Annotated in this window: 23 protein-coding genes; 13 read left to right on the forward strand and 10 right to left on the reverse strand. The window is 62.0% G+C overall.

What is annotated here, in order from left to right:
* Window positions 1-4 precede the first annotated feature (4 nt).
* The 3 genes from pgk (at window position 5) to QN222_RS12215 (ending at window position 3,625) form a co-directional block, all read left to right on the forward strand.
* On the forward strand, window positions 5-1,204 hold the full coding sequence (pgk, locus tag QN222_RS12205) for a phosphoglycerate kinase (RefSeq protein WP_283961336.1): 1,200 nt from the start codon (window positions 5-7) through the stop codon (window positions 1,202-1,204).
* A 243-nt stretch (window positions 1,205-1,447) separates the two neighbouring features.
* Window positions 1,448-2,473 carry a class I fructose-bisphosphate aldolase gene (locus QN222_RS12210; RefSeq protein ID WP_283961337.1) on the forward strand — a complete coding sequence of 342 codons (1,026 nt, stop codon included), beginning with the start codon at window positions 1,448-1,450 and terminating at the stop codon, window positions 2,471-2,473.
* A 234-nt stretch (window positions 2,474-2,707) separates the two neighbouring features.
* Window positions 2,708-3,625, forward strand: a complete 918-nt coding sequence (locus QN222_RS12215; protein WP_283961338.1) for a PhzF family phenazine biosynthesis protein — start codon at window positions 2,708-2,710, stop codon at window positions 3,623-3,625.
* A gap of 229 nt (window positions 3,626-3,854) precedes the next feature.
* Here QN222_RS12215 and QN222_RS12220 read toward each other — a convergent pair whose 3' ends face one another.
* Entirely contained in the window at window positions 3,855-5,747 is a 1,893-nt protein-coding gene (locus QN222_RS12220) for a tetratricopeptide repeat protein (protein WP_283961339.1), read from the reverse strand.
* Window positions 5,748-5,978: 231 nt separating this feature from the next.
* The gene (locus tag QN222_RS12225) at window positions 5,979-6,134 is read right to left on the reverse strand and encodes a hypothetical protein (protein WP_283961340.1); all 156 of its coding nucleotides are present in this window, start codon (window positions 6,132-6,134) and stop codon (window positions 5,979-5,981) included.
* 342 nt (window positions 6,135-6,476) lie between these two features.
* Here QN222_RS12225 and QN222_RS12230 point away from each other — a divergent pair, with 342 nt between their 5' ends.
* From QN222_RS12230 to QN222_RS12240, 3 genes are all read left to right on the forward strand, one after another.
* The gene (locus QN222_RS12230) at window positions 6,477-7,781 is read left to right on the forward strand and encodes an MFS transporter (RefSeq protein WP_283961341.1); all 1,305 of its coding nucleotides are present in this window, start codon (window positions 6,477-6,479) and stop codon (window positions 7,779-7,781) included.
* Entirely contained in the window at window positions 7,768-7,956 is a 189-nt protein-coding gene (locus tag QN222_RS12235; protein WP_180939033.1) for a DUF1192 domain-containing protein, read from the forward strand. Before QN222_RS12230 ends, QN222_RS12235 begins: the two co-directional genes overlap by 14 nt.
* 544 nt (window positions 7,957-8,500) lie before the next feature.
* Entirely contained in the window at window positions 8,501-9,019 is a 519-nt protein-coding gene (locus QN222_RS12240; protein ID WP_283961342.1) for a DUF1465 family protein, read from the forward strand.
* A 139-nt stretch (window positions 9,020-9,158) separates the two neighbouring features.
* Here the strand turns inward: QN222_RS12240 and rpmE are convergent, their stop codons facing one another.
* The gene (gene rpmE / locus QN222_RS12245; protein WP_153436416.1) at window positions 9,159-9,380 is read right to left on the reverse strand and encodes a 50S ribosomal protein L31; all 222 of its coding nucleotides are present in this window, start codon (window positions 9,378-9,380) and stop codon (window positions 9,159-9,161) included.
* Window positions 9,381-9,687: 307 nt separating this feature from the next.
* Between rpmE and QN222_RS12250 the strand changes: the two genes are divergently transcribed.
* Together QN222_RS12250 and QN222_RS12255 are read left to right on the forward strand one after the other, a co-directional pair.
* A complete protein-coding gene (locus QN222_RS12250) occupies window positions 9,688-11,490 on the forward strand; it encodes an ABC transporter transmembrane domain-containing protein (RefSeq protein WP_283961343.1) in 1,803 nt (600 codons plus the stop codon).
* A 124-nt stretch (window positions 11,491-11,614) separates the two neighbouring features.
* Window positions 11,615-12,607, forward strand: a complete 993-nt coding sequence (locus tag QN222_RS12255; RefSeq protein ID WP_283961344.1) for a tripartite tricarboxylate transporter substrate binding protein — start codon at window positions 11,615-11,617, stop codon at window positions 12,605-12,607.
* A gap of 177 nt (window positions 12,608-12,784) precedes the next feature.
* Here QN222_RS12255 and QN222_RS12260 read toward each other — a convergent pair whose 3' ends face one another.
* The 6 genes from QN222_RS12260 to QN222_RS12285 form a co-directional block, all read right to left on the reverse strand.
* Window positions 12,785-14,434 (reverse strand): FAD-binding dehydrogenase, encoded by a 1,650-nt coding sequence (locus tag QN222_RS12260; protein WP_283961345.1) that lies wholly within the window; start codon window positions 14,432-14,434, stop codon window positions 12,785-12,787.
* A gap of 178 nt (window positions 14,435-14,612) precedes the next feature.
* Window positions 14,613-15,644, reverse strand: coding sequence for a peptidoglycan -binding protein (locus QN222_RS12265; RefSeq protein WP_180939038.1), 1,032 nt, complete (start codon window positions 15,642-15,644; stop codon window positions 14,613-14,615).
* Between the two features lie 4 nt (window positions 15,645-15,648).
* Complete coding sequence (locus QN222_RS12270; RefSeq protein WP_283961346.1) at window positions 15,649-16,749, reverse strand: MotA/TolQ/ExbB proton channel family protein; 1,101 nt, start codon at window positions 16,747-16,749, stop codon at window positions 15,649-15,651.
* A 249-nt stretch (window positions 16,750-16,998) separates the two neighbouring features.
* Entirely contained in the window at window positions 16,999-17,799 is an 801-nt protein-coding gene (locus tag QN222_RS12275; protein WP_283961347.1) for an inositol monophosphatase family protein, read from the reverse strand.
* A gap of 269 nt (window positions 17,800-18,068) precedes the next feature.
* Complete coding sequence (locus tag QN222_RS12280; protein WP_283961348.1) at window positions 18,069-19,235, reverse strand: tetratricopeptide repeat protein; 1,167 nt, start codon at window positions 19,233-19,235, stop codon at window positions 18,069-18,071.
* A 9-nt stretch (window positions 19,236-19,244) separates the two neighbouring features.
* Window positions 19,245-19,898 (reverse strand): thiamine phosphate synthase, encoded by a 654-nt coding sequence (locus QN222_RS12285; RefSeq protein ID WP_283961349.1) that lies wholly within the window; start codon window positions 19,896-19,898, stop codon window positions 19,245-19,247.
* Window positions 19,899-20,105: 207 nt separating this feature from the next.
* Between QN222_RS12285 and QN222_RS12290 the strand changes: the two genes are divergently transcribed.
* Both QN222_RS12290 and QN222_RS12295 read left to right on the forward strand, forming a co-directional pair.
* Window positions 20,106-20,885 (forward strand): sulfite exporter TauE/SafE family protein, encoded by a 780-nt coding sequence (locus tag QN222_RS12290; RefSeq protein WP_283961350.1) that lies wholly within the window; start codon window positions 20,106-20,108, stop codon window positions 20,883-20,885.
* 89 nt (window positions 20,886-20,974) lie between these two features.
* Window positions 20,975-21,235 carry a metalloregulator ArsR/SmtB family transcription factor gene (locus tag QN222_RS12295; RefSeq protein WP_153436425.1) on the forward strand — a complete coding sequence of 87 codons (261 nt, stop codon included), beginning with the start codon at window positions 20,975-20,977 and terminating at the stop codon, window positions 21,233-21,235.
* A 201-nt stretch (window positions 21,236-21,436) separates the two neighbouring features.
* On the opposite strand, the gene QN222_RS12300 is transcribed toward QN222_RS12295, so the two are convergent.
* Window positions 21,437-21,610, reverse strand: coding sequence for a YdcH family protein (locus tag QN222_RS12300; RefSeq protein WP_173510145.1), 174 nt, complete (start codon window positions 21,608-21,610; stop codon window positions 21,437-21,439).
* 214 nt (window positions 21,611-21,824) lie between these two features.
* Between QN222_RS12300 and QN222_RS12305 the strand changes: the two genes are divergently transcribed.
* From QN222_RS12305 to QN222_RS12315, 3 genes are read left to right on the forward strand one after another with little or no spacing between them, the layout of a single operon-like run.
* Window positions 21,825-22,028 (forward strand): YdcH family protein, encoded by a 204-nt coding sequence (locus QN222_RS12305; RefSeq protein WP_012709331.1) that lies wholly within the window; start codon window positions 21,825-21,827, stop codon window positions 22,026-22,028.
* Window positions 22,029-22,081: 53 nt separating this feature from the next.
* Entirely contained in the window at window positions 22,082-22,546 is a 465-nt protein-coding gene (gene purE / locus QN222_RS12310) for a 5-(carboxyamino)imidazole ribonucleotide mutase (RefSeq protein WP_173510144.1), read from the forward strand.
* On the forward strand, window positions 22,543-23,592 hold the full coding sequence (locus tag QN222_RS12315) for a 5-(carboxyamino)imidazole ribonucleotide synthase (protein ID WP_284005452.1): 1,050 nt from the start codon (window positions 22,543-22,545) through the stop codon (window positions 23,590-23,592). Before purE ends, QN222_RS12315 begins: the two co-directional genes overlap by 4 nt.
* Window positions 23,593-23,654 lie beyond the last annotated feature (62 nt).

The raw sequence follows: 23,654 nt of genomic DNA on the forward strand, positions 1-23,654 counted from the left end.
TCTGATGACTTTCAAGACCCTCGACGACCTGACCGACATTGCCGGCAAGCGCGTGCTCGTGCGTGTCGATCTCAACGTGCCGGTCAAGGATGGCCAAGTCACTGATACGACCCGCATCGAGCGCGTTGCCCCGACGATCCGCGAGCTTTCCGAAAAGGGCGCCAAGGTCATCCTGCTTGCCCATTTCGGCCGTCCGAAAGGTGAGCCGGTCGCCGACATGTCGCTGAAAGCAATCGCGCCCGCCGTCGAGGAAATTCTCGACCAGCGCGTTCACTTCGCCGCCGATTGCATCGGCGACAAGGCTGCCAATGCCATTGCCGAGATGAACGACGGCGATGTGCTCCTGCTTGAAAACACCCGCTTCCACAAGGGCGAGGAAAAGAACGATCCGGCTTTCGTTACGGCACTGGCCGCCAACGGCGACATCTACGTCAATGACGCCTTCTCCGCCGCCCATCGCGCCCACGCCTCGACCGAGGGGCTGGCGCACCACGTCCCGGCCTATGCAGGCCGCACCATGCAGGCCGAGCTCGAAGCGCTCGAAAAGGGCCTCGGCAATCCGAAGCGCCCGGTCGTCGCCATCGTCGGCGGCGCCAAGGTTTCGACCAAGATCGACCTCCTGCAAAACCTGGTGAAGAAAGTCGACGCCCTCGTCATCGGCGGCGGCATGGCCAATACCTTCCTTGCCGCACAGGGCATCGACGTCGGCAAGTCGCTCTGCGAACATGACCTTGCGGACACGGCAAAGTCGATCGTTGCCGCCGCCTCTGCGGCCGGCTGCGCCATCGTGCTGCCCGAAGACGGCGTCGTCGCCCGCGAGTTCAAGGCCGGCGCTGACAACGAAGTCGTCGACATCAAGGCAATCCCGGCCGACGCCATGGTGCTCGATGTCGGCCCGAAATCTGTTACCGCGATCAACGACTGGATTTCTCGTGCAACGACGCTGGTGTGGAACGGTCCGCTCGGCGCCTTTGAAATCGCGCCCTTCGACAAAGCGACCGTCGCTGCCGCCAAGCATGCGGCGGCCCGCACGCGGGCCGGCTCGCTCGTCTCAGTCGCCGGCGGCGGTGACACGGTCGCAGCCCTCAACCACGCCGAAGTCGCGGACGATTTCACCTATGTTTCGACGGCCGGCGGCGCCTTCCTTGAATGGATGGAAGGCAAGCCGCTGCCGGGCGTCGACATCCTCAAGCAGCAGAAGTGAAGCAAACCTCCGACCCGGGCAACACATGCGCCCGGGTCGGAGGCGCAAAAATAATTATGATATTTCAAACGATTAAAATAATTTAAATCGTTTTAGTCGATTTTCGCGCCATTTTCCCGGACAATTTCTTCTGTTATCGCGCCATTATTCGGAACGCGGCGGACGCATCTGCGCCTCAGACCGAACTTGTTTTCATTCGTCGCCCGCTCCGTTGGTGATCGGCGCTGTCTAAGGAGAAAAAACATGAGCGAAAGACTGGAAGATATTGCGGTTGCCATGGTCGCCAACGGCCGGGGCCTACTCGCCGCCGACGAGTCGACCGCAACAATCAAGAAGCGCTTCGACAGCATTGGACTGGAATCCACCGAGACCTCGCGCCGCGATTATCGCGAGATGCTGCTGCGGTCCGACGAAGCGATGCGCAACTACATTTCCGGCGTCATCCTCTACGAGGAAACCCTGTTCCAGAAGGCGGCCGACGGCACGCCGCTCGTCGAGGTCATCCGGCAGGCCGGTTCCATCCCCGGCATCAAGGTCGACACCGGCGCAAAGCCGATGCCTTACTTCGCCAAGGAGACGATCACCGAAGGCCTCGATGGTCTCGCGGCGCGGCTTGCGAAGTACTATGACGCCGGCGCCCGCTTTGCCAAATGGCGCGGCGTCATCGCCATCTCCGACGCCCTGCCGACCTGGGGTGCGGTCAAGGCCAACGCCCATGCACTGGCGCGTTACGCCGCGCTCTGCCAGGAGGCGAAGATCGTGCCGATCGTCGAGCCCGAAGTGCTGATGGACGGCGCACCCGGCGACCATTCGATCGAGCGCTCGGAAGAAGTGACCGAATGGGTGCTGCGCACCGTCTTCGAGGAACTCGGCGATGCACGCGTCAAGCTCGAAGGCATGATCCTGAAGCCGAGCATGATCATCGACGGCAAGAAGGCGCGCAAGGCGCCCGTCAGCGAGGTCGCCGAGCGTACGGTCAAGGTGCTGAAACGCACCGTGCCCTCCGCCGTTCCCGGCATCGCCTTCCTCTCCGGCGGCCAGTCGACGGAAGAAGCCACCGCGCATCTGTCCGCCATCAACACGACACACGACCTGCCCTGGAAGCTGACCTTCTCCTATGGCCGCGCTTTGCAGCAGGAGGCGCTCAACGCCTGGAACGGCAAGGCGGAAAACGTCGCCGCCGGCCAGCGCGCCTTCACGCATCGGGCGAAGATGTGCAGCCTCGCGGCCAAGGGCAGTTGGAAAAAGGACCTCGAAAAGGCCGCTTGAGCGGCGTCATCGGACCGAAAACCGGGAGCGGTTTTCGGGTAAACCCGATGCGCAACCAAAAGAGCATTAGAGGGGAGAGAGGAGAAAGCCCGGCGGCAGCGATGTCGCCGGGCTTTTGCGTCGAACGGAGCCCTGGGCCCGCGGCTTTCAGGCGATTGTCAGGGGGACAAGTTCGCTGTTTAAGACGACCAGACAAGGCTCTAAATCCGTAGTCCGATCGATCAGGAGCCTTCGATGACCAAAGTTTCCTTCGTCACCGTCGATGTTTTTACCTCCGAACGCTTTGCCGGGAACCAGCTTGCCGTGATCCCGGACGCACGCGGACTGACGGACCGCCAGATGCAGGCGATCGCCACGGAATTCGGCTATTCGGAGGTCACGTTTGTGCTTCCGCCGGGTGATCCCGCAAACACTGCCCGCGTGCGCATCTTCACGCCGACGACCGAAGTACCCTTCGCCGGACATCCGAATGTCGGCACCGCCTTTGTGCTCGGTCGGCAATCGGAAGTTTTCGGCAGGGTGCCGGGCGACCACCTGCGTTTCGAGGAGAAGGCGGGATTGGTGGAGGTTGCTCTCTTGCGCCAAGACAGCGTTGTTACCGGCGCGAGCATCGTCGCGCCGCAGCAGCTTGTCGTCGGCCCCGCGATTGACGCAGCGACCATCGCCGCCTGTGCCTCACTCCCCGTGGCAAGCATGAGCGACCGCTGCCACGCGCCGGTGCGGATCTCTGTCGGCCTTCCCTTCGCCGTCGCCGAAGTCCGGGATGTGGAAACGCTCGCGACAGCGCGTCCGAACGTCAGCGCCTTTGATGAGGCGAATGACCGTTATCCACTTGCCGAAGACAGCTTCAGCCTGTTCCTCTACTCCCGCGGACAGGACCAACCGTGGCAAATAAGAGCGCGTATGTTCGCGCCGCTCGACAATGTCATCGAGGATCCGGCAACCGGCAGCGCGTCTGCCGCACTCGGCGCCTATCTCGTCTCGCTTCTTCCCGACGCCGACGCGGAAATCAAACTCACGATCGAGCAAGGCGTCGAGATGGGTCGGCGCAGCTTGATCGCGGTTACCGTTAGCAAGCAGGGCGGCGCAGTCGGTAAGGTCAGCATCTCGGGTGATTGCGTTACGGCGATGCACGGATCAATCGAACTATGACATTCTGCCGGGACGCGCTACTGCATGCTTTCCCTAGAGCAATTCCAGGACAAGTGTGTAACGGTTTTCCGTCCGGAATTGCGTAGTTTCAACGAGTTAGATCATTTCACTGTTTCAATGAAACAATGAAATGATCTAAATCGCAGCCGATTCAAGCATAAATACGTGCAGCAATTCAAAGTGCTATGGCGGCCTTTGTGCGCCTGAAGGAACGCACGGCGCTGCAGGCTCAGCGGGGCGCATCCTCGCAGTCCTCGATCGCGTCGAGGAGCGCCTGGAAGCGGGGATGGTCGCGGATGGGGTCGAGATCCGAGTCCTGCTTGAACCAGTGGAGGTGGTAGCTCGAGCTCTGCGGCACGACCGTCTCGAGGAGATCGAGCGCGCGCTCCCCCTCGCCGAGAAGCGAATAGACGCAAGCCGCATTGTATTGCGCGACGACGTCGTCCGGGTCGATCGCCAGCGCGCGGGCCACCCATTCCTTGGCGCGCTCGGCTTCACCCATATGCGCAAGCGCCAATGCACCGCGATGGGCCGGGCTGGCGTTTTCCGGGTACCGTTCCAGTGCGCTTTTTGCCCGTTCGATCCCGATGCGTGCCCAGCGCTGACGCTCGGGCTCCATGCCGAGTGAGAAATAGCAACCCATCAGATGAATTGGCGAAAAATAGTCGTCCGGTCGGATCCCGGCCGCGCGCTCGAAGAATCCGATCGCTTCTTGAAATCGACCCTGTGCGAACAGAAAGCGACCATAGTATAAATTCGCTTCGTATAGCGAAGGCTCAAGCGCCAGAGCCTGGCGGAACTCACGGCCCGCCTCCTCCGTTTGTCCATCATGAGTCAAGGCCAACCCGCGTGAGGCATGCGCTTCTGCCAGATTTGGATCCAGGGCCAGCGCCTTGGCGCTGGTGTCGAAGATGCTCTCGAGCGGAAACTCCTTTTCGTGCCAGTCCCTGATCGCACATTCGCATTCGGCTATGCCTGCATAGGCACGGGCATAGTTCGGATCGAGTTCGACAGCCTTCAGGAACATCCGGCGCGCAAGCAGAAGGTAGGGCCGGGTCCAGGTACGCGAGAACTGCCGCCCGCGCAGATAATAGGTATAGGCCTCCACGGAGGTGGTCGGATCGCTCTCGATTGCCTTCTTCTCTTCCGGCAAAAGCTTGATCCTGAGCTGGTCCACGATCGCATGCGTGATCTCGTCCTGGATCATGAAAATGTCAGTGAGTTCACGATCGTAGCGGTCGGCCCAAAGATGTCCGCCGGTCTGCGCATCGATGAGTTGGCCGGTGATGCGCACCCGCTCGCCCACCTTGCGGACGCTGCCTTCGAGAATGAAGCGGACGCCCAGTTCCTGGGCGATCTGCTTCACCTTCACCGGCTTGCCCTTGTAGGTAAAGACGGTGTTCCGGGCGACCACATGCAGGCGCGAGATCTTCGACAGATCGGTGATGATGTCTTCGGTGATGCCGTCGGAGAAATATTCCTGCTCCGGATCGTGGCTCATGTTCGTGAAGGGAAGAACCGCAACCGAAAGCTCATAACCGGGTTCCACCGTGACGGTGGCGGGCTCAGCCGGTTTCTGGACCGCCACGTCGCCGAAGGAGATGGTGTAGACGCGCACACTCGGGGCGATGTTCTTCAACGCATGCTCGCCCTTGTCCACGAAGCCGAGGTCAAGCCGCGAGCCGACGTGATCGCGCACAGAGGCCGAAACCGCGATGCCGGAGGGCTCGGCCAATCCTTCGAGCCTGGCCGCAACGTTTACGCCGTCACCGAAAATGTCGCCGTCTTCGACGATGACATCGCCGAGGTGAATACCGATCCTGAGCTCGATGCGCCTGCTCCTGGGCAGGCTTTCGTTCCTGGCGAGCATGCCGCGCTGAATTTCGGCGGCACAGGCGACGGCATTGACCACGCTCGAGAATTCGACGAGCATGCTGTCGCCCGCAAGCTTGACGACACGTCCCTTATGGTTTGCGATCTTGGGCTCGAGGAACTCGCGGCGATGCCTTTTCATCGCTGCCAGCGTGCCGGCTTCGTCAGTGCCCATGAGACGATTGTAACCCACGACATCGGCAGCGAGGATAGCGGTCAGACGACGTTCCAAGAGACCCTCGATTTTCATCTTGTGTCCGAACAAGCTAACTTATCCCTTTATGGACTGGATGTCGTGCGGATACTTCCCCATCTACGCCAACAGAATAGCGCAGCACGGAAGGAGGATCTGTTTCAAATGGAACGGTCCCGCGAAGTCTCAACCATTCCGGGTACTGCCGCTCGAAACTCCGTGCGGGCAAGGCAATTCCAGGAAGGTGCGTGACGATTTTCCGTCCGGAATTGCGTGACGTCAAATGATCTAGGGGCGCACAAGCACGGTGATCATCATCACCGCGATCGCGAAAACGGCGATCTTCCAGAAATCGCGGCGTTGCCGGAGCCCCGGGAGGTCGAGTGGCTTGATGACTTGAACGCACATCGCGAGCAGCAGGAGTGCCATCAGGATTTTCGACATTCGTTCATTCCCGCAAAGCTCTGTTCGCCGTGACGGACCGCGATGGCAAGTCGTGATGGGCGGAAAACGCCTGTGCACTTTTCCTCATCACTCTCCTCTGCGCCATATCGCCGTCACTTTTCGTCGCATAGAGGGCTATTGTTTCCGCCGCCGATTTGCAATGACAGGCGGGACAAAATCCAGCTACAGCGCCGCGCGTCCAATCGGACGCGCAAAGGTCGCTGCAGCACTTTGAATTGCTGCATGATTCCTTAAGTCGATTCCGATTTAAGGAATCATGCAGCAGCAATTGCGGGAGTCCGTCCGTACCTTGCTGACGGCAGAACGATTTTCGGATTGATGATGAGAAAGAACCTGCTTCCCGTCACCGCACTCCTGCTTGGTACCCTGTTTCTCTTTCTTGGAAACGGTCTGCAAAGTCTGCTCCTGCCGGTCCGCGGCACGGCGGAGGGATATCCGACGACTATTCTCGGCCTTCTCGGCACGTCCTGGGCCTCCGGCTTCGTTCTCGGCTGCTTCTTCGCTCCGAACGTCGTCAAGCGTATCGGCCATGTGCGTGCCTTCAGTGTCTTCACTTCCCTGATCGCGATCATCGCTCTGCTCACCGGCATCATGGTCGATCCGATCTGGTGGGTCGCGTTGCGCGCGGTCACCGGTTTCTCGACGGCCGGCACGTCTATGATCATCGAGAGCTGGTTGAACGAGCGCGCCACCAATGAAAGTCGTGGCGTGATCTTCTCGCTCTATATTGCGATCACGCTTTTCGGCGTTGTCGGCGGCCAGATGATGATTCCTTTCGGCGAGACGACGACGACCTTCTTTTTCATGATCTGCGGCATTCTCTATTGCGTCGCGATGCTGCCGACGCTGCTCTCCAAGGCCGCCACGCCGCAACCACTGAAACAGGTCCGGCTCGATCTGCGCGGCCTCTATCACAATTCGCCGGTCTCCTTCCTGGGCATCCTGCTGGTCGGCATAGCCAACGGCGCCTTCGGCACGCTCGGCGCCGTCTTTGGCCGCCAGGCCGGTCTTTCCGACAGCACCGTCGCGACGATGATGAGCGTGGCGATCTTTTCGGGAGCCGTCATGCAGTTGCCTGCAGGCAGAATTTCCGACCGTGTCGACCGCCGTTACGTGCTGGCCGTGCTGGCCGGCATCGGCGCACTTGCGGGTCTTCTGATCTTCCTCGTCGAACCGAGCCAGGTCTGGATCGTCTTGACGCTGATCGCCATCTACGGTGCCGCCGCCAATGCGCTCTATCCGATCGCGGTCTCCCACGCCAACGACTTCGCCACGCCGGAAGAATTCGTCAAGGTTTCGGGCGGCCTCTTGCTGCTCTACGGTATTGGCACGATCATCGGCCCGACGATCGGTGGACCGGTGATGACCGCGACAGGACCCTATGGCCTGTTCATGATCACCGCCTGCGCGCATATGCTGATCACCGCCTACGCGATGGTTCGCAGCCGCCGGCGTGCGCCGGTTCCGGTCGCCGAACGCGACGCCTTCTCGCCGGTCAATGCCGGTACGCCGACGACGCCGGAAAGCCTCCAGCTTTCGCCGCGTGCCGCGCCGCTGGATGAACTGCGTGACGAGGATGTCAGCGACAACCCCGAGGAGGAGGAGAGATCGAATGAGCCTGTTTGACGACGACCTTCCAAAGAAGAAAACAGCCCACGAGATCGGCAGCGATCTGTCGCTGCTCTCGGTCGATGAACTGACGGCGCGCATCGCGCTGCTGACGGAGGAGATTGCGCGATTGGAAGCTGAACGGACCCGCAAGTCGGCAAGCCGCTCCGCGGCCGACAAGCTCTTTCGGTAGAGCGGGACGAGGAAAAGTGTGCGCGGTTTTCCGCCCGCATCTCGCGTCTCAACTCATAAGAATCGATCACGACTTGAATGCGCCTTCTTTGTATTCGCGCTTCCTGCCAAGCGACCCTAAGCGAAAGCAACTTAACGGCAAATTAAGCATTTTCGGCGATTGTCGAGTCATCCGGTTCCCCCGGACTCAGACATTTTCTCCGACTGGCGAATGGGTCTGATTTTTCTCCCTGTTTTACCTTGAGAGCCGCTTTTCGCGGCTCTTTTTTTGTCTTCAACGCCGCGTGCCCTATTCGCGCGCAAGGGACGCTGAAGCACTTTGAACTGCCGCATGATTCTGTCCGCAAGTCGACTCCGATTCTAGGAATCATGCAGTAGTGAACAGGGCATTTCAAAGAATTGTGGAGATTAACCCTTTCTTAAGAATACCCTTGCGCGGAATACGGTAAGGGATCATTCTTCAACCATAGAGGGGACCAAGGGGAGCTTTTCCCGGAGTCGCCCGTTACCTGACCGTGATGCGTTTGAACCAGGGAAAACAGGCCATGTCCGAGAGAGGATTGAATACCGTCAGTTTCGCGGGACACGCTGCGTCCTCGGCGCAGTTCAAGGCACTCTATGCAGAAGGGATGGGCCTGGTCGAGGAAACCGCAAGCTATCTCGACGGACCGGGCCGCCTGGCCTCCAAGGCGCTGCCGCGCATGGCCTCGGTGCTCTACGCCGCCGAGTCGATGCGGCTTACCACGCGCCTGATGCAGATGGCTTCCTGGCTCCTCCTTCAGCGCGCCGTCAACAACGGTGAAATGAGCCGCGATCAGGTCCTGTCGGAAAAGAGCAAGGTTCGCCTCGACAGCTTCAATGTCGATCGCAGCGCGCCGGGCTGGAACGATCTTCCCGAGATGTTCCGCGACCTTATCGAACGGTCGCTCCGTCTGCAGAACCGCGTCGCCATACTCGACCGCGAGATTTACCGGCCGCAGGAGGCGACGACCTTCGTTCCGGACAACCAGAACGGCGTCAAGGCGCAGATCAAACTGCTGCAGACTGCCTTCGGCACCAACTGACGCCGGCACACTGATCTTCCCAGACAACTTCGGACCCGGCCATGCGCCGGGTTTTTCGTGTTGGCCGCGGTGCGGCTTGCGGCCGGCAACAAAAAAGCCCGGCAGAGCCGGGCTTCGAACACGCCGGAAAGGCGAGCGATCAGAGGCCGAGGCCTTCGAAGCGCTTCTTGAACTTGGAGACGCGGCCGCCGCGGTCGACCAGTTGCTGGTTGCCGCCCGTCCAGGCCGGATGCGACTTCGGATCGATTTCCAGGTTCATGGTTGCACCTTCCGCACCCCAGGTCGAGCGGGTTTCATATTCGGTGCCGTCGGTCATGACCACCTTGATCATGTGGTAGTCGGGATGGATGTCTGCCTTCATAACAATCTTCCTAGAGTTCCAGGGTCCAATTGTCGCAAGGCATTGCGACTTTGGGACCGAACACGTAAATGAAGCCGCAGACCACCACTAGGCTACGGCTCCCCAATTCGATGCCGTGCCTATACATGAAGGTCTGCGGGATAACAAGTGCCGCGCGGAAGACTTATAAGGAAGCCCTTCCGCGCTATTGCATGATTCGTTAGATCGGAATCGATTTAAGGACAAAATCATGCAGCGTTTCAAAGTGCTGCAGCTACCATAGCGCGTCCGATCGGACGCGCGGTGCCTGTAGGCGATCGGGGGTCATGTGTCGAGACGAGAAAACCAACCGCCAGCACGCAGATCCATTCGCCCGCTGACCGCAGTGCTGCCATACCTGGCGCGCTATCGCCGGTTGGTGGTCGGAGCGGCGATCTCACTGACGGTCGCCGCTGTCACCACGCTGACGCTGCCGTTGGCCGTCCGGCGGATGATCGACAATGGCTTCACCAATTCCGATTCCGGCTTCATCAATACCTATTTCTCCATGCTGATGGTGCTGGCCGTTGTTCTCGCGCTCGCCAGCGCCGCCCGCTACTACTTCGTCATCTCGCTCGGCGAGCGCATCGTCGCCGATCTCCGCCGCGATGTTTTCGCGAAGGTCACGCGGCTTTCCGCCTCCTTCTTCGACGTCAACCAGTCCGGGGAGATCGTTTCGCGCCTGACCGCCGACACGACGCAGATCAAGTCTGCCGTCGGCGCCACCGCCTCGGTGGCGCTGCGCAATCTGATCCTCTGTCTCGGCGCGATCGGCATGATGATCTATACCAGCCCGAAGCTTTCGAGCCTCGTGCTTGCCGCGATCCCGGTCATCGTTTTCCCTCTCGTCGGTTTCGGCCGGTCTGTCCGCCGGCGCTCACGGCAAGCGCAGGACACTCTTGCCACAGCCTCCGCCTATGCCGGCGAGGCGATTGCCGCAGCCCGCACGGTCCAGGCCTTCAACGGCGAGAAAAGCGCCAACCGACGTTTCGGCAGCGCGGTGGAAGACGCCTATGGTGCCGCCCGCGCGGCGATCAGGGCCCGGTCGATCCTCACCGGATTCGCCATCACCATGGTGTTCGGCAGCGTCGTCGCGGTGCTCTGGTTTGGCGCGCGCGACGTGCTTGCCGGTACGCTCTCGGCGGGCACGCTGAGCCAGTTCCTGCTCTATTCGGTCTTCGCCGCCGGCAGTCTCGGTGCGCTCTCGGAAGTCTGGGGCGAGCTCTCGCAGGCGGCGGGTGCCGCCGAGCGCCTCAACGAACTGCTGACCGAGGTGCCGCAGATCCAGGCGCCCGAGCATCCGGTCGCAATGCCGGTGCCGGCCCAGGGCGCCATTGCTTTTGCCGATGTCCACTTCGCCTATCCCGCGCGCCCGGATTACAAGAGCCTGAACGGGCTCAGTTTTGCGGTCAAGCCGGGAGAAACCGTCGCCATCGTCGGCCCCTCGGGCGCTGGCAAGAGCACGGTCTTCTCGATGCTCCTGCGCTATTATGACCCGGTCAAAGGCACGGTTACCATCGACGGCATCGACGCCCGCACGGTCGACCCCAAGGACTTGCGTGATCGCATGGCCATCGTGCCGCAGGACGTGACGATCTTCGCCACCTCCGTGCACGACAACATTGCCTTCGGCGCAGCGGATGCGAGCCGGGAAGCCGTGCGCGCAGCAGCCGTCGCCGCGCAGGCCGACGAATTCATCACGAAGCTGGATCAGGGCTACGACACGCAGGTCGGCGAGCGCGGGGTGACACTTTCCGGCGGTCAGCGCCAGCGCATCGCGATCGCGCGGGCAATCCTCAGGAACGCGCCGATCCTTCTCCTGGACGAGGCAACCTCCGCGCTCGACGCCGAGAGCGAGACATTGGTGCAGACGGCGCTCGATGGACTGATGCGGCAGCGCACGACCATCGTCATCGCCCATCGGCTGGCGACCGTGCTCAAGGCCGACCGCATCCTCGTCATGGATCATGGCCGCGTCGTCGAGGAAGGCACTCATGCCTCGCTGATTCGCCATGGTGGTCTTTACGCGAAACTCGCCCGGCTGCAGTTGGACCACGGCGCGGAATCGATCTTCGTGGCGGCACGGACTTAGACTTTCGTCGTCCAACCGCGGCTGATCCACCCTCCGCCATTGCACAGCGAGAGCCGGACCCTATTCTTAAGGACCCGGCCTTTCGCAGCCGGCATCGTCACGATGAGTTTGGGAGGATTTCCGCATGGCATTCACGAGACTGACCCGCCGCGCCGCTATCGCCTTCGGGCTGACCGCGCTTTCTGCGCTGAGCCTTGGCACGACGGCGCAAGCGCAGGAGTTTCCGGACCGGTCAATAACCTTGGTCGTCCCCTTCGCTGCCGGTGGCTCGACCGATGTGGTCGCGAGAATCATCGCCCAGAAAATGTCGGAGGATCTCGGCCAGCAGGTGGTCGTCCAGAACGTGGCGGGTGCCGGCGGCAATCTCGGGGCGGCCAACGTCGCGCGCGCCGACCCGGACGGCTATACGATACTCATGGCTACCGTCGCGACCCACGCGCTCAACCCGCTGATCCTGAAGACGAAGCCCTATGACCCCGAGAAGGATTTCGCGCCCATCTCGCTCCTCGTGATCGTTCCGAACGTGCTGGTCGTCAATCCGGAACTGCCGGCCAAGAATGTCCAAGAATTGCTCGCCCTGCTCAAAGCGGCGCCGGACCAATACAGCTACGCCTCATCCGGCAACGGCACGCCGCTTCACCTCTCGGGCGAGCTCTTCAAGAAGATGGCCGGCGTTGAGATGCAGCATATCCCCTACAAGGGCTCCGGGCCGGCGTTGAACGACGTCATCGGCAACCAGGTTCCGATCATGTTCGACAACCTTCCCTCGTCGTCGGGACACATCAAGGCCGGGACCCTGCGGGCGCTCGCGGTCACGACCGCCGAACGCGCCCCGTCGTTCCCCGATATTCCGACGATCGCCGAATCCGGCATCCCCGGCTACGAGACCTATACGTGGAACGCGCTCTTTGCGCCGGCCAACACGCCCCAGCCGGTGATCGCGCGCTTGAACGAGTCGGCGAAGAAGGCGCTTGCCGATCCGGCGGTCCAGAAGCGCATGGAGGAGTTCAGCGCGAAGATCGTCGGCTCGACGCCCGAGGAACTCGCCGCGCATGTCAAGGCCGAGCTCGCAAAATGGACACCGGTCGTCCGCGACGCCAATATCCAGATGGATTGACGCTCAAACACCCCTCATCCGGCCTGCCGGCCACCTTCTCCCCGCAAGCGGGGCGAAGGAGACTCGCGGCAACCATCGAGCGTCCAAGTCCCCTCTCCCCGCATGCGGGGAGAGGGTTAGTCCTCGGGTTAAACCCGAGGAGAGGGGCAATCACATTCGCCAAGTTGTTCTACGGACTCAAACACCCTCTGCCGCATTCCGCCCCGCGGCGCGGCCAGAGAAGATGCAGCCGCCGAGGAAGGTCCCCTCGAGCGCGTTGTATCCATGCATGCCGCCACCACCGAAGCCGGCCACCTCGCCCGCCGCATAGAGCCCCGGCACCGGCTCGCCGGAAAGCTCCAGCACCTGGCCGGAGAGATTGGTCTGCAGGCCGCCGAGCGTCTTGCGCGTCAGGATGTGCAGCCGAACAGCGATCAGCGGACCGGCCTTCGGGTCAAGAAGACGGTGGGGCTTCGCGGTTCGCAGCAACCGGTCACCGCGATAGGCCCGCGCCCCGCGGATCGCGATCACCTGGGCGTCCTTGGAGAAGGGATTGGCGATCTCGCGGTCGCGCGCCTCGATCTGCGCCCTGAGATGTGGAGCCGAAAGCCGGTTCTCGCCCGTCAGCCGATTCATCGCCTCGACGAGGTCCTCCAGTCGGTCGCGGACGACGAAGTCCTCGCCCTTGTCCATGAACGCCTGGACCGGGCCGGGCGGATTTCGCCCAAGCCGCTTGAGGAGAAGCGCCAGGCTCTTGCCGGTCAGATCGGGATTTTGCTCCGATCCGGAAAGAGCAAATTCCTTCTTGATGATCGCTCTTGTCAGGATGAACCAGCTGTAGTCGTGGCCGCTGCGGCGGATCGCCTCCAGGGTACCGAGCGTGTCGAAACCCGGCATCGCGGGTGCTGCAAAGCGGTTGCCCTCGGCATCGCACCAGAATGAGGACGGCCCCGGCAGAATGCGAATGCCGTGATCCGGCCAGATCGGGTCGAAATTCCTGAGGCCCTCGGTGTAGTGCCACATGCGGTCGGCATTGATGACGGAGCCGCGTGCTCGGGCTGCAATTTCGAGCATGCGGCCGTCGACATGATGCGGTACGCCGCTCACCATCGCCGCCGGCGGTTGCCCGAGCCGCTTGCGCGGCCAGTTTCGGCGCACGAGCTCGTGATTGCCGCCGATGCCGCCGGAGCTCACGATGACCGCTCCGGCCGAGATCTCGAAGTCACCGACGACGTCGCGGGCGCTGCGCTCGCCCCGCGCCACCAGGTCCGCCTTCAGGATCGCCCCGCGCGCGCCTGTCACTACACCATCGGTCGTCAACAGTTCGTCCACCCGGTGGCGAAAGCGGAATCGCAGCAAGCCGCGGCTTTCCGCTTGCCGAGCGAGTCGGACAAAGGGTTCGAGAACGGCTGGGCCGGTGCCCCAGGTCACGTGAAAGCGTGGAACCGAATTGCCATGACCATGGGCGAGCCCGCCTCCGCGTTCGGCCCAGCCGACGACCGGGAACCAGCGAAGCCCAAGCGAATGGAGCCAGGAGCGCTTCTCGCCGGCGGCGAAATCGAGATAGGCATCGGCCCAGAGCAGCGGCCAATGGTCTTCCGGCCGGTCGAATTGCGACGAACCCATCCAGTCCTGGCGCGCGAGATCGCGATGATCGCGAATTCCCATGCGCCGCTGCTCGGGACTGTCGATGAAGAACAGGCCTCCAAGCGACCAGAAAGCCTGGCCGCCAAGATTCTGCTCCCCCTCCTGATCGAGAACGATCACCTTACGGCCACGGGCCGCAGCTTCGGACGCCGCCACGAGCCCGGCAAGGCCCGCACCGATAACCAGTACATCACAATCCATGAAAGGCGCCCTCCCTGCAGCGCCGTGCGTCTTTCAGACGCACAAAGGCCGCCGTAGCGCTTTGAATTGCTGCATGATTTTACCTTGATCGGGTCCGATTCACGGAATCATGCAGCAGCATCCTTCGACGTAACTGTTACGCAGACGTCAAGGTCAATTCAAGGGCTCGGAGCTGTCGCTATTTCTCTGTCAGCTTCAGCTCAATGCGCCGGTTCTGTGCCCGAGCTTCAGGGTTGTCACCCTCGGCGATGGGCTGAAATTCGCCGAAGCCCGCAGCGACGAGCCGATCCGCCGGCACGCCCCTGGACATCAGGAACTTCACCACCGATGTCGCGCGGGCGGACGACAGTTCCCAGTTGTCGGCAAAACGGCCGGATCCTGAAAGCTGTACATTGTCGGTATGGCCATCGACGCGCAGGACCCAGTTGATCTCGGCGGGGATTTCCTTCGCGAGATCGAGAAGCGCCGCGGCGAGCTTCGCCATCTCCGCCTGCCCCTCCGGATTGAGGTCGCTGCTGCCCGACGGGAAGAGCACTTCCGACTGGAAGACGAAACGATCGCCGACGATGCGGATGTTCTCGCGGTCGGAAAGGATTTCCCGCAGTCGACCGAAGAAGTCGGACCTGTAACGGTTAAGCTCCTGCACCCGCTGGGCGAGCGCGACATTCAGGCGGCGGCCGAGATCGGCGATCTTCGCCTGGGACGCCTGATCCTTTGCCTCCGATGCCTGAAGCGCCCCTTCGATCGCCGCGATCTGGTTGCGTAGCGCGGCAATCTGCTGGTTCAGGAGCTCGATCTGGCTCATCGCACGGGCGCTGACCTGCTTTTCGGATTCCAGTTCCGATCCCAGCCGGCCGATCTTCTGGTTGGCCGCTTCGGTGCTGCCGGCGCCTTGGTCGAGCAGCGCCTGCAGGCGCGAGCGCTCGTCTTCGGACTGGGTAAGCGAAGCCTGGAGGTTGGCAAGCGAATCCTCGAGATCCTGTTTGCCGCTCTTTTCCAGCGCGAGAAGCTGCGTCAGCTCGTTGATCTGGCTGTTCAGCCGGTTCAGCACCTCGTCCTTGCCGCTGATTTCCCGCCCTAGCAGGAATTGCGCCAACACGAAGACGCTCAAGAGAAACATGATCGCCATCAGCAACGTCGACAGCGCGTCGACGAAGCCAGGCCAATAATCGATCGTTCGGTGACTGCGACCTTTACGCGCGAGGGCCATGGGCTCAGTCGCCTCCGCTCTCGTCTACGCGGCTAAGCTGCGCAAGCGACTTGTCGCCATGCACCGTGATCCTCTCGGCCTGGCCGATGCGCGACGTCAGCTTATCGAGCGTCTTGCGCATCGCCTTTGCTTCCTCCTGCTGCGCCTCGATCCAGTCCCGGAGCATCTGCTGCTCGCCACGCATATTCTTGACGAGGCCCTGGATGCCCTCGGCCAATGAGGCCATTGCGGCCGTCGTGCGCTGGTTGGCGCCGCCTTCCTGGTTGAGCCGCGTGAGCTGGTCGGTCAGCCGACGCAGTTCCTCGATGGGCGGCTCTCCGGAAATGCTGATCGGCGAGGAGATTCCCGACCCGACATCGGTCACCGAGGAAAGCCAGTTTTCGAGTTCCGTATAGAAGCGGTTCTGGGCGCGGCCGGCCTGCAGGTCGAGGAAACCGACGATCAGCGATCCGGAAAGGCCGAAGAGCGAAGCGGAAAAAGCCGTTCCCATGCCGCTGAGCGGCGCGGACAAGCCGCTCTTCAACGAGCCAAGCAAATCTTCCGTGCTGCCGCTGCCGGCATCCAGGGACTGGATGACGGTGTTGATCGAGCCGATCGTGCCGAGCAGACCCCAAAAGGTGCCGAGCAGGCCGAGGAAGACCAGAAGGCCGGCGAGGTATCGGGTTATGTCGCGCGATTCGTCGAGGCGCGTCGCAATGGAATCAAGGATCGAGCGTAGCGCGATCGTAGAAATCGCCGTCGTCTGGCGACCGCCGATCAGCGACCGCATCGGCGCGAGCAGCACCGGATCGCGCCCGACCTTGTCGGCGCTTCCCGCGGCACGAAACGAATTGAACCAGCGGACCTCGGGCCGCAGGCCCAGGACGTGGTTGAAGGCGAGCAGAATGCCGATCAGCAGAACACCGAGAATGAGCCCATTGAGGCCGGGATTGCCGGCGAAGGCATCACGGGCCTGCCGGAAGAGAATGGCGGCGACGAAACCGACGATGATCAGAAAGAGGACCATCGTCCAGAAATAGGGCATGGGGCTCGAGAGCTTGTGCGGATTGTAGTTCTCCTCCACGTTCTCCCGATCGCTCCATCCGGACAGATTGAGTTTCGTCATAGGTTAGCCAGACTCCCGGGTTCATTCCAGCACCGCGCGCCCCTCAGACACGCAAGGGTTGCCGCAACACTTTGAATTGCCGCGGCATTTCTCGAAATCAAGTCCGACTCGAGAATTGCGTAGTCGGCCGCGGCACGGCACCGCTCCGGCCCGGAGACTAGTGGAACTTTGCGCCAAATTGAAGGGAAAACGATGGCCTCCGGGACATAACGCACCGGAGGCTGCAACCCCCAACGAGCAGGCTGTTGGTTACTTCGCCGGAACCGGGCGATGGATCACGTCACGCAGCGCCTTGGCGATATACTCGTTGCCGCAAACGACCGAGCCGTCCTCGACCGGCTTGCTGCCGCCGTCGACATCGGTTGCCCAGCCGCCGGCCTCGCGGATAAGCAGGATGCCGGCCGCAATATCCCAGGCGGCAAGGTCCCGTTCCCAGTAGCCGTCATAGCGGCCGGCGGCCACGTAGGCGAGATCGAGCGAGGCGGAACCGAAACGCCGGATGCCGGCGACTTCGCCCATGACATGGCGAAGTTCGATCAGATATTTGCCGTGATTGCCGCGGCCGAGATGCGGCGTCCCGGTGGCAATGACGGCATCCGAAAGGTTCTTGCGGGCGCCGACGCGCAGCCGGCGGTCGTTGAGGAAAGCACCACCGCCCTTCTCGGCGGTGTAGAGTTCATCCGTTGCCGGATTGAAGACGACTGCACCGACGATCTCGCCTTGACGCTCCAGCCCGATCGAAACGGCAAAATGCGGGATGCCATGCAGGAAGTTGGTCGTGCCGTCGAGCGGATCGACGATCCAGCGATGCGCGCCGTCGGTCCCCTTGATCTCCTCGCCCTCTTCGCCGAGGAAGCCATAGGTCGGCCTCGCCTTCAACAGCTCTTCGCGGATGATCCGTTCGGCCTTGCGGTCGGCCTGGGAAACATAGTCGCCGGGCCCCTTCAGTGAGACCTGGAGGTTCTGCACTTCGCCGAAATCGCGCGCCAGCGACTTGCCGGCCTTGAACGCGGCCTGGACCATGACGTTGAGAAGGGCAGAACGGGCCATGTGGCGATCCTTATGATAGCGAAGGCCGGTCGAGCGCTCTCGAACCGGACATTGAACCTCTATGACGTATCTCGCTAGGCGCAAGGGAAGCTGCGAGTTTCGTCGTCAAAAAACCGAGTGAAGTCACTCCGTCCGCAGGGCCGAAATCGGAAATGGGAGGCTGCGGACAAAACCGCGGCTTCAAGACCACAAAAGCCGCAGAAGTTCAAGCGAAATAGCATTGCGGCCTGTAGACCGCGCCTGTGACTGTCACCCTGGCGCAGCCCGCGTCAGGAAGAACGAAACTTGTTCGCGGCGGCGAGCGCCGACTTCTGCTGCGTTTCGTTGAGGCCGAGATAGAAGTCCTCGAGCGCATCGTCCTTGAGGCCGGCGCGACGCGACAGCACGTACCACTTCGCCGCCTCGACCGGATCCGGGCGCGTGCCGATCGCATTGACATAGAGGTGCGACAGCCGGTTCTGTGCGACGACATTGCCGCTTTCCGCCGCGCGCTTCATCCAGGCGAAGCCTTCTTCGAGGTTGCGGTCGCCAGCGATCCCTTCGACGAACCAGATGGCGATGTCGAGCTGTGCGGTATCGTAACCGGCGCGGGCGGCGCGCAGCAGCCATTCGCGGGCACGCGCGCGCTTGCTCTCCTCTATGCCGTCGACATTGATATAGATCTGCGAGAGGGCATATTGCGCGTCCGCGATGCCCTGCTCGGCGGATTTCTCGTAATAGGGCATTGCCGCCTTCAGGCCCTTCTCGCCCGGCATGTCGGCAACCAGCGTTTGCCCGTAATTGAACTGGGCCGAAGCATTGCCGAGATCGGCCGCCTTCTTCATCAGCTCTTCGGATTTCTTCCTGTCACGCTTGACGTAGCGCCCCTCCATCAGGATCAGGGCGTATTTGAACATGGCCGCCGGATCGCCGTTATCGGCAGCCTGGCCGTACCAGAAGGCGGCCTGCTCGGCGTTGCGGGCAACGCCAAGGCCCTGCTCGAGGATCGATGCAACCAGCGTCTGGGCAGCGGGATCGCCAAGCTGCGCCCGCGGCAGCGCCAGGTCCATCGCCGTCAGATAGTAGCCGCGCTGGAAAGCGCCATAGGCATCGTCCACCTTTCCGGTGAAAGGCTTTTCCGCCGGAAGCGCCGGCAATTGCGCGCCCATGCGGTCGATGACATTGACGCCCTTGGAAGGCGTGTTGCCGTCTCCGGCCGTCGTCTTTTTCGGCGCCGGGGTTTCGAGCTTCTGCTGCGGGGCCGCACCTTCCGGAAGGATCGCTCCGTTGAAGGGTGTAATCCGCCCGCGCTTTGGTACATTCCCCTCGTCCGAGCCCCCCTCGTCCGCAGGCGCGCCCGTCGCCGGCTGCTGCGCGCGAACCGGCGCTGCCGCGAGTGCGACGGCCATGAGAAGGACTGCAACCCGGTTGGGCTTCGACGACAAGCGGCTTAACATCGGACCGTCTTAATCTTCAAACCATGGCGCTTTTTCGTCAAGCAGCGCGTTGACGGCGGCGACGACCGCCGGCGCCTGCTCCGGGTCGCCAAAGACGGCGAGACGCAGCGCCACGAATTCCGCCCCCGTTTCGGCGACGGCAAGCGCCGACTGTGGATCCGTGCCGCCCATGACGACACAGGGGATCTCGATCATCGATGCCCACCATTCGGCAAGCGCCAGATTTTTCGGATGCGGCTCCGGCTTGATGTCGCCATCGGTGCGACCGAAGAAGACGTAATCCGGCCTGACTTCGCCGATTTCGAGCGCATGGTGGCGGTCGGAGGCATTGCCGCCTCCAACGATCAGCCTCGGCGTGTGCTTCTCGATCGCATCGCCGAGCACATCGGGTCCCCCGGCGATATGCAGGCCGTCCGCCTTGGCGCGTCCCGCGACGCGCGTGTCACCCTCGATCAGCGCCGCCGCCCCTGCCTTCTGGATCACCGGGACCAAGAGGTCGGCGTGCTCTTGGAACTCGGCGTCGCTGAGGCCGTATTGCGGCAGGATGACGGACGCCACGTCGCCTCCCCGCAAAGCGTCGGCCAGCACCTTCGAACGCTGTGCGGGATCCGGCATATCCGGCACGACCAGCACGAGGCGGCAGCGGTTTTCTACATTGCTCATGATATCCGTTCCCTGGCGGCGCCTGCTTCACTGCATGATTGCTTAAATCGGAATCGATTTAAGGACAAAATCATGCAGCACTTCAAAGTGCTACAGCGACCGTAGCGCGTCCGATTTGACGCGCGGCACTGTAGGCGCGAAAGCCGCCACTCGATTTCGTTCGGGAAAACCGATAGACGGAGATGACAAAAGGATCAACCGCCACACATGCTTCCCGATTTCGACTTCTATCTCGTCGCCATCCCCGCAGTCCTGCTCGTCGGCCTCAGCAAGGGCGGCATGGGAGAGGCGCTTTCCTTGATGGGCGTTCCGATCCTGTCGATGGCGGTATCGCCTGTTCAGGCGGCAGCGCTGTTGCTGCCGATCCTCATCGCCATGGATATCGTCTCCCTGTGGATCTGGCGCAAACACGGCGACAAGAAAACGCTCACGATGCTGCTGCCCGGCGCGATCGCCGGCATCGCCATCGGCTGGGCGACCTCCGCCTATGTGCCGCGCGACGCCTTGAGGCTAATCATCGGCCTCATTACGGTCCTCTTCGTGCTGCGCTATGTCTATACCGTCTGGCGCAGCCGCAATGGTGCCCCGATCGCCCCCAAGACGCAGCGCGCCGGCCCCGCCGCCCTCTGGGGCTCCTTTGCCGGTTACGGCAGCTTCGTCGCCCATGCCGGCGGCCCGCCTTTTCAGATCTATGCGTTGCCGCTGAAGCTCGATCCGCGTGAATATACCGGCACCATCGTGCGCTTCTTCGCGGTGCTCAACGCGGTGAAACTCATTCCCTATTTCGCCCTCGGCCAACTCGATATCAGCAACCTGAAGACATCCGCCACGCTTTTTCCGCTGGCGATGGTGGCGACTGCCTGCGGCGCCTGGATCGTCCGCCGGATGAAACCGCAGGTCTTCTATCCCTTCATGTACACGATGGCCTTTCTCGCCGGGTCGAGACTCGTCTGGGACAGCCTTGCGCACCTCATGGCCGGCAGGTGACGCACAGGAGATTGCTGCAGGGCAAAATCGATTATGCCGCATCGCACAATTTTCTTGCCGCTTATGGAGAATTCGCTTAACTTTCGACCATGACCATTGCGGACCCATTCGATGCCATCGCGGATCCGAACCGGCGCTACCTGCTGGAGGAACTCCGACGCGCGCCGAAGACGGTGAACGAATTGGCCGAAGGCCTGCCAATCAGCCGACCGGCAGTGTCGCAGCACCTGAAGGCGCTGCTCGACTGCAATCTCGTGTCGGTTTCATCGAGCGGAACGCGGCGGATCTATGCGATCCACAAGCCGGGCTTTGACAAGCTGAACCTGTGGCTCGACCAGTTTTGGTCCTAATGCATGTCGCCCAAAAGTGCGCAGTGGTTTTGGGATAACGACATGCATAAGGAAGAAGGTTTGAAACTGGATGCCCGACAGAAATAGACCGGGCGTCAGGCCCGGTCGAGTGTTCCGTATATTCCGTGATGGGATTGGTTCTTGACCTTGTTGCGTTGTCACTGGGAAAGAAGACAACGCCACCCGAAATACCGTTCAGAATTAGTGAGTCGAGGAACGGAGTCTTTCGATTTCGTCCTTGATGCGCAGCTTCCTCCGCTTGAGGTCGCTGATCAACTCGTCCTCGCAGGACGGTGAGTTGAGAGCTGCGTGGAGCTCCTGTTCCAGGGCGCCATGTTTTTTCTCAAGCGTTGCAAGATGAGCCTCAATGGTCATTTGGCAGTCCCTTCCTTTTGCTTGCATCCGGCAGGTAAATGCCGGATGGTCCATGGTTTGTAACCTTACCAGTCTGCCATGCCATTTTTCATTTGTCGAAGGCGAAATGATGACGTCTGATAACTTCCCGTTACCGCCCAAGATGTGGTAGAGCGGCGCATGAAAATTCCGGATCGCAGATCAAATGCGATCGGGCTTATGGGGATCGTTTTGCATGCCGGACCAGGACCAGGCCGAACTCAGACTGACCATCGCGCGCCTGAGGCAGGAACATGAAGACTACGACGTCGCCATCAACGCCATGATTGAGACCGGCTGCGACGCCTTGCGCATCCAGCGCATGAAGAAGAAGAAGCTGGCCATCAAGGACAAGATCAGCAAGATCGAAGACCAGATCATCCCCGACATCATCGCCTGAAACGGATCAAGACCGACGTGACAGACACGACCACCCCGCCCGTCGCCATCATCATGGGAAGCCAGTCGGACTGGGAGACGATGAAGAACGCGGCCGACACGCTCGAAGCGCTCGACATCGCCTACGAGGCCCGCATCGTCTCCGCGCACCGCACACCGGACCGGCTCGTAAGCTTCGCCAAGGGCGCGCGTGACGAAGGCTTCAAGGTGATCATCGCCGGCGCCGGCGGCGCGGCGCACCTGCCCGGCATGTGCGCATCGATGACACCGCTGCCGGTCTTCGGCGTCCCGGTACAGTCGAAGGCGCTCTCCGGTCAGGACAGCCTGCTTTCGATCGTGCAGATGCCGGCCGGTATTCCCGTCGGCACGCTGGCGATCGGGAAGGCGGGAGCGATCAATGCGGCGCTGCTTGCCGCCGCCGTCCTCGCCCTCGGCGACGACGATCTCGCCGACCGCCTCGACGACTGGCGCGAACAGCAGACCGTCTCGGTAGCCGAGTACCCGGTGGACGAGGCATGAAGACCATCGGCATCATTGGCGGCGGTCAGCTCGGCCGCATGCTGGCGATGGCGGCTGCCCGCCTGAATTTCCGCACCGTCATCCTCGAACCGCAACCGGACTGTCCCGCTGCACAGGTCGGGAACGCCCAGATCGTCGCGCCTTACGACGACGCGCACGGGCTTGACCAGCTCGCCGCGGTCTCGGACCTCATCACCTATGAGTTCGAAAACGTACCTGTCTCCGCAGCCATAAGGTTGGCGGCCTCGCGCCCGGTCTTCCCACCGCCGAAAGCGTTGGAAGTGGCGCAGGACCGGCTCGTGGAGAAACGTTTCATCAACGACTGCGGTATCGCCACGGCGCGCTTTCACGCCGTTGACAGCCAGGTCGACCTGGAGTTGGCGCTTGCCGACTTCGGCGGCGCAGGCGTCCTCAAGACCCGCCGGCTCGGCTATGACGGCAAGGGCCAGCGCGTGTTCCGCTCGCCTGCGGACGACCCGGCCGGGGCCTTCATGGCGCTGGGGCAGGTTCCCCTCATCCTCGAAAGCTTCGTGCCGTTCGAGCGCGAGATCTCGATCATCGCTGCACGCAGCCCCGGCGGTAGAAGCGGCTGTTGCTATCCGGCAGAGAACGTGCATCAGAACGGCATCCTGCATACGTCCACCGTACCAGCGTCGGTGGGCGCCGCGACGGCAGAGGCCGCGCGGGCGGCGGCGACCGCCATACTCGACGCGCTCGGCTATGTCGGGGTGATCGGAGTCGAGTTCTTCGTGCTGGCCGATGGCAGCGTCGTCGCCAACGAGATCGCTCCGCGCGTCCACAATTCGGGCCACTGGACGGAAGCGGCCTGCGTCGTCTCGCAGTTCGAGCAGCATATCCGCGCGATCGCCGGCCTGCCGCTCGGCGACCCGTCGCGTCATTCGGACTGCGTGATGCAGAACCTCATCGGCGACGATATTGCCGAGGTCCCAGGCCTGCTTTCCGAGCGCAACGTGCTCGTTCACCTTTACGGCAAGGCCGAAGCACGCGCCGGCCGCAAGATGGGCCATTTCACCCGCCTGAGCTGAGGGAATGCCCACAGATTTGCGCTGTGCGGAAGGAAAATCCCCTGTCTTGCGGTTGACACAAT

The sequence above is a fragment of the Sinorhizobium sp. 6-70 genome, assembly GCF_030124375.1.
Classification (GTDB): domain Bacteria; phylum Pseudomonadota; class Alphaproteobacteria; order Rhizobiales; family Rhizobiaceae; genus Sinorhizobium.

Coding starts and splice junctions, on each gene's coding strand:
- QN222_RS12305 (WP_012709331.1), top strand. CDS start 21,825: ATGCCGGACCAGGACCAGGCCGAACTCAGACTGACCATCGCGCGCCTG.
- QN222_RS12260 (WP_283961345.1), bottom strand. CDS start 14,434: ATGGATTGTGATGTACTGGTTATCGGTGCGGGCCTTGCCGGGCTCGTG.
- QN222_RS12285 (WP_283961349.1), bottom strand. CDS start 19,898: ATGAGCAATGTAGAAAACCGCTGCCGCCTCGTGCTGGTCGTGCCGGAT.
- QN222_RS12235 (WP_180939033.1), top strand. CDS start 7,768: ATGAGCCTGTTTGACGACGACCTTCCAAAGAAGAAAACAGCCCACGAG.
- QN222_RS12215 (WP_283961338.1), top strand. CDS start 2,708: ATGACCAAAGTTTCCTTCGTCACCGTCGATGTTTTTACCTCCGAACGC.
- QN222_RS12275 (WP_283961347.1), bottom strand. CDS start 17,799: ATGGCCCGTTCTGCCCTTCTCAACGTCATGGTCCAGGCCGCGTTCAAG.
- QN222_RS12230 (WP_283961341.1), top strand. CDS start 6,477: ATGAGAAAGAACCTGCTTCCCGTCACCGCACTCCTGCTTGGTACCCTG.
- purE (WP_173510144.1), top strand. CDS start 22,082: ATGGGAAGCCAGTCGGACTGGGAGACGATGAAGAACGCGGCCGACACG.
- QN222_RS12300 (WP_173510145.1), bottom strand. CDS start 21,610: ATGACCATTGAGGCTCATCTTGCAACGCTTGAGAAAAAACATGGCGCC.
- QN222_RS12280 (WP_283961348.1), bottom strand. CDS start 19,235: ATGTTAAGCCGCTTGTCGTCGAAGCCCAACCGGGTTGCAGTCCTTCTC.
- QN222_RS12270 (WP_283961346.1), bottom strand. CDS start 16,749: ATGACGAAACTCAATCTGTCCGGATGGAGCGATCGGGAGAACGTGGAG.
- QN222_RS12210 (WP_283961337.1), top strand. CDS start 1,448: ATGAGCGAAAGACTGGAAGATATTGCGGTTGCCATGGTCGCCAACGGC.
- QN222_RS12295 (WP_153436425.1), top strand. CDS start 20,975: ATGACCATTGCGGACCCATTCGATGCCATCGCGGATCCGAACCGGCGC.
- QN222_RS12225 (WP_283961340.1), bottom strand. CDS start 6,134: ATGTCGAAAATCCTGATGGCACTCCTGCTGCTCGCGATGTGCGTTCAA.
- QN222_RS12290 (WP_283961350.1), top strand. CDS start 20,106: ATGCTTCCCGATTTCGACTTCTATCTCGTCGCCATCCCCGCAGTCCTG.
- QN222_RS12265 (WP_180939038.1), bottom strand. CDS start 15,644: ATGGCCCTCGCGCGTAAAGGTCGCAGTCACCGAACGATCGATTATTGG.
- rpmE (WP_153436416.1), bottom strand. CDS start 9,380: ATGAAGGCAGACATCCATCCCGACTACCACATGATCAAGGTGGTCATG.
- QN222_RS12240 (WP_283961342.1), top strand. CDS start 8,501: ATGTCCGAGAGAGGATTGAATACCGTCAGTTTCGCGGGACACGCTGCG.
- QN222_RS12315 (WP_284005452.1), top strand. CDS start 22,543: ATGAAGACCATCGGCATCATTGGCGGCGGTCAGCTCGGCCGCATGCTG.
- QN222_RS12255 (WP_283961344.1), top strand. CDS start 11,615: ATGGCATTCACGAGACTGACCCGCCGCGCCGCTATCGCCTTCGGGCTG.
- pgk (WP_283961336.1), top strand. CDS start 5: ATGACTTTCAAGACCCTCGACGACCTGACCGACATTGCCGGCAAGCGC.
- QN222_RS12220 (WP_283961339.1), bottom strand. CDS start 5,747: ATGAAAATCGAGGGTCTCTTGGAACGTCGTCTGACCGCTATCCTCGCT.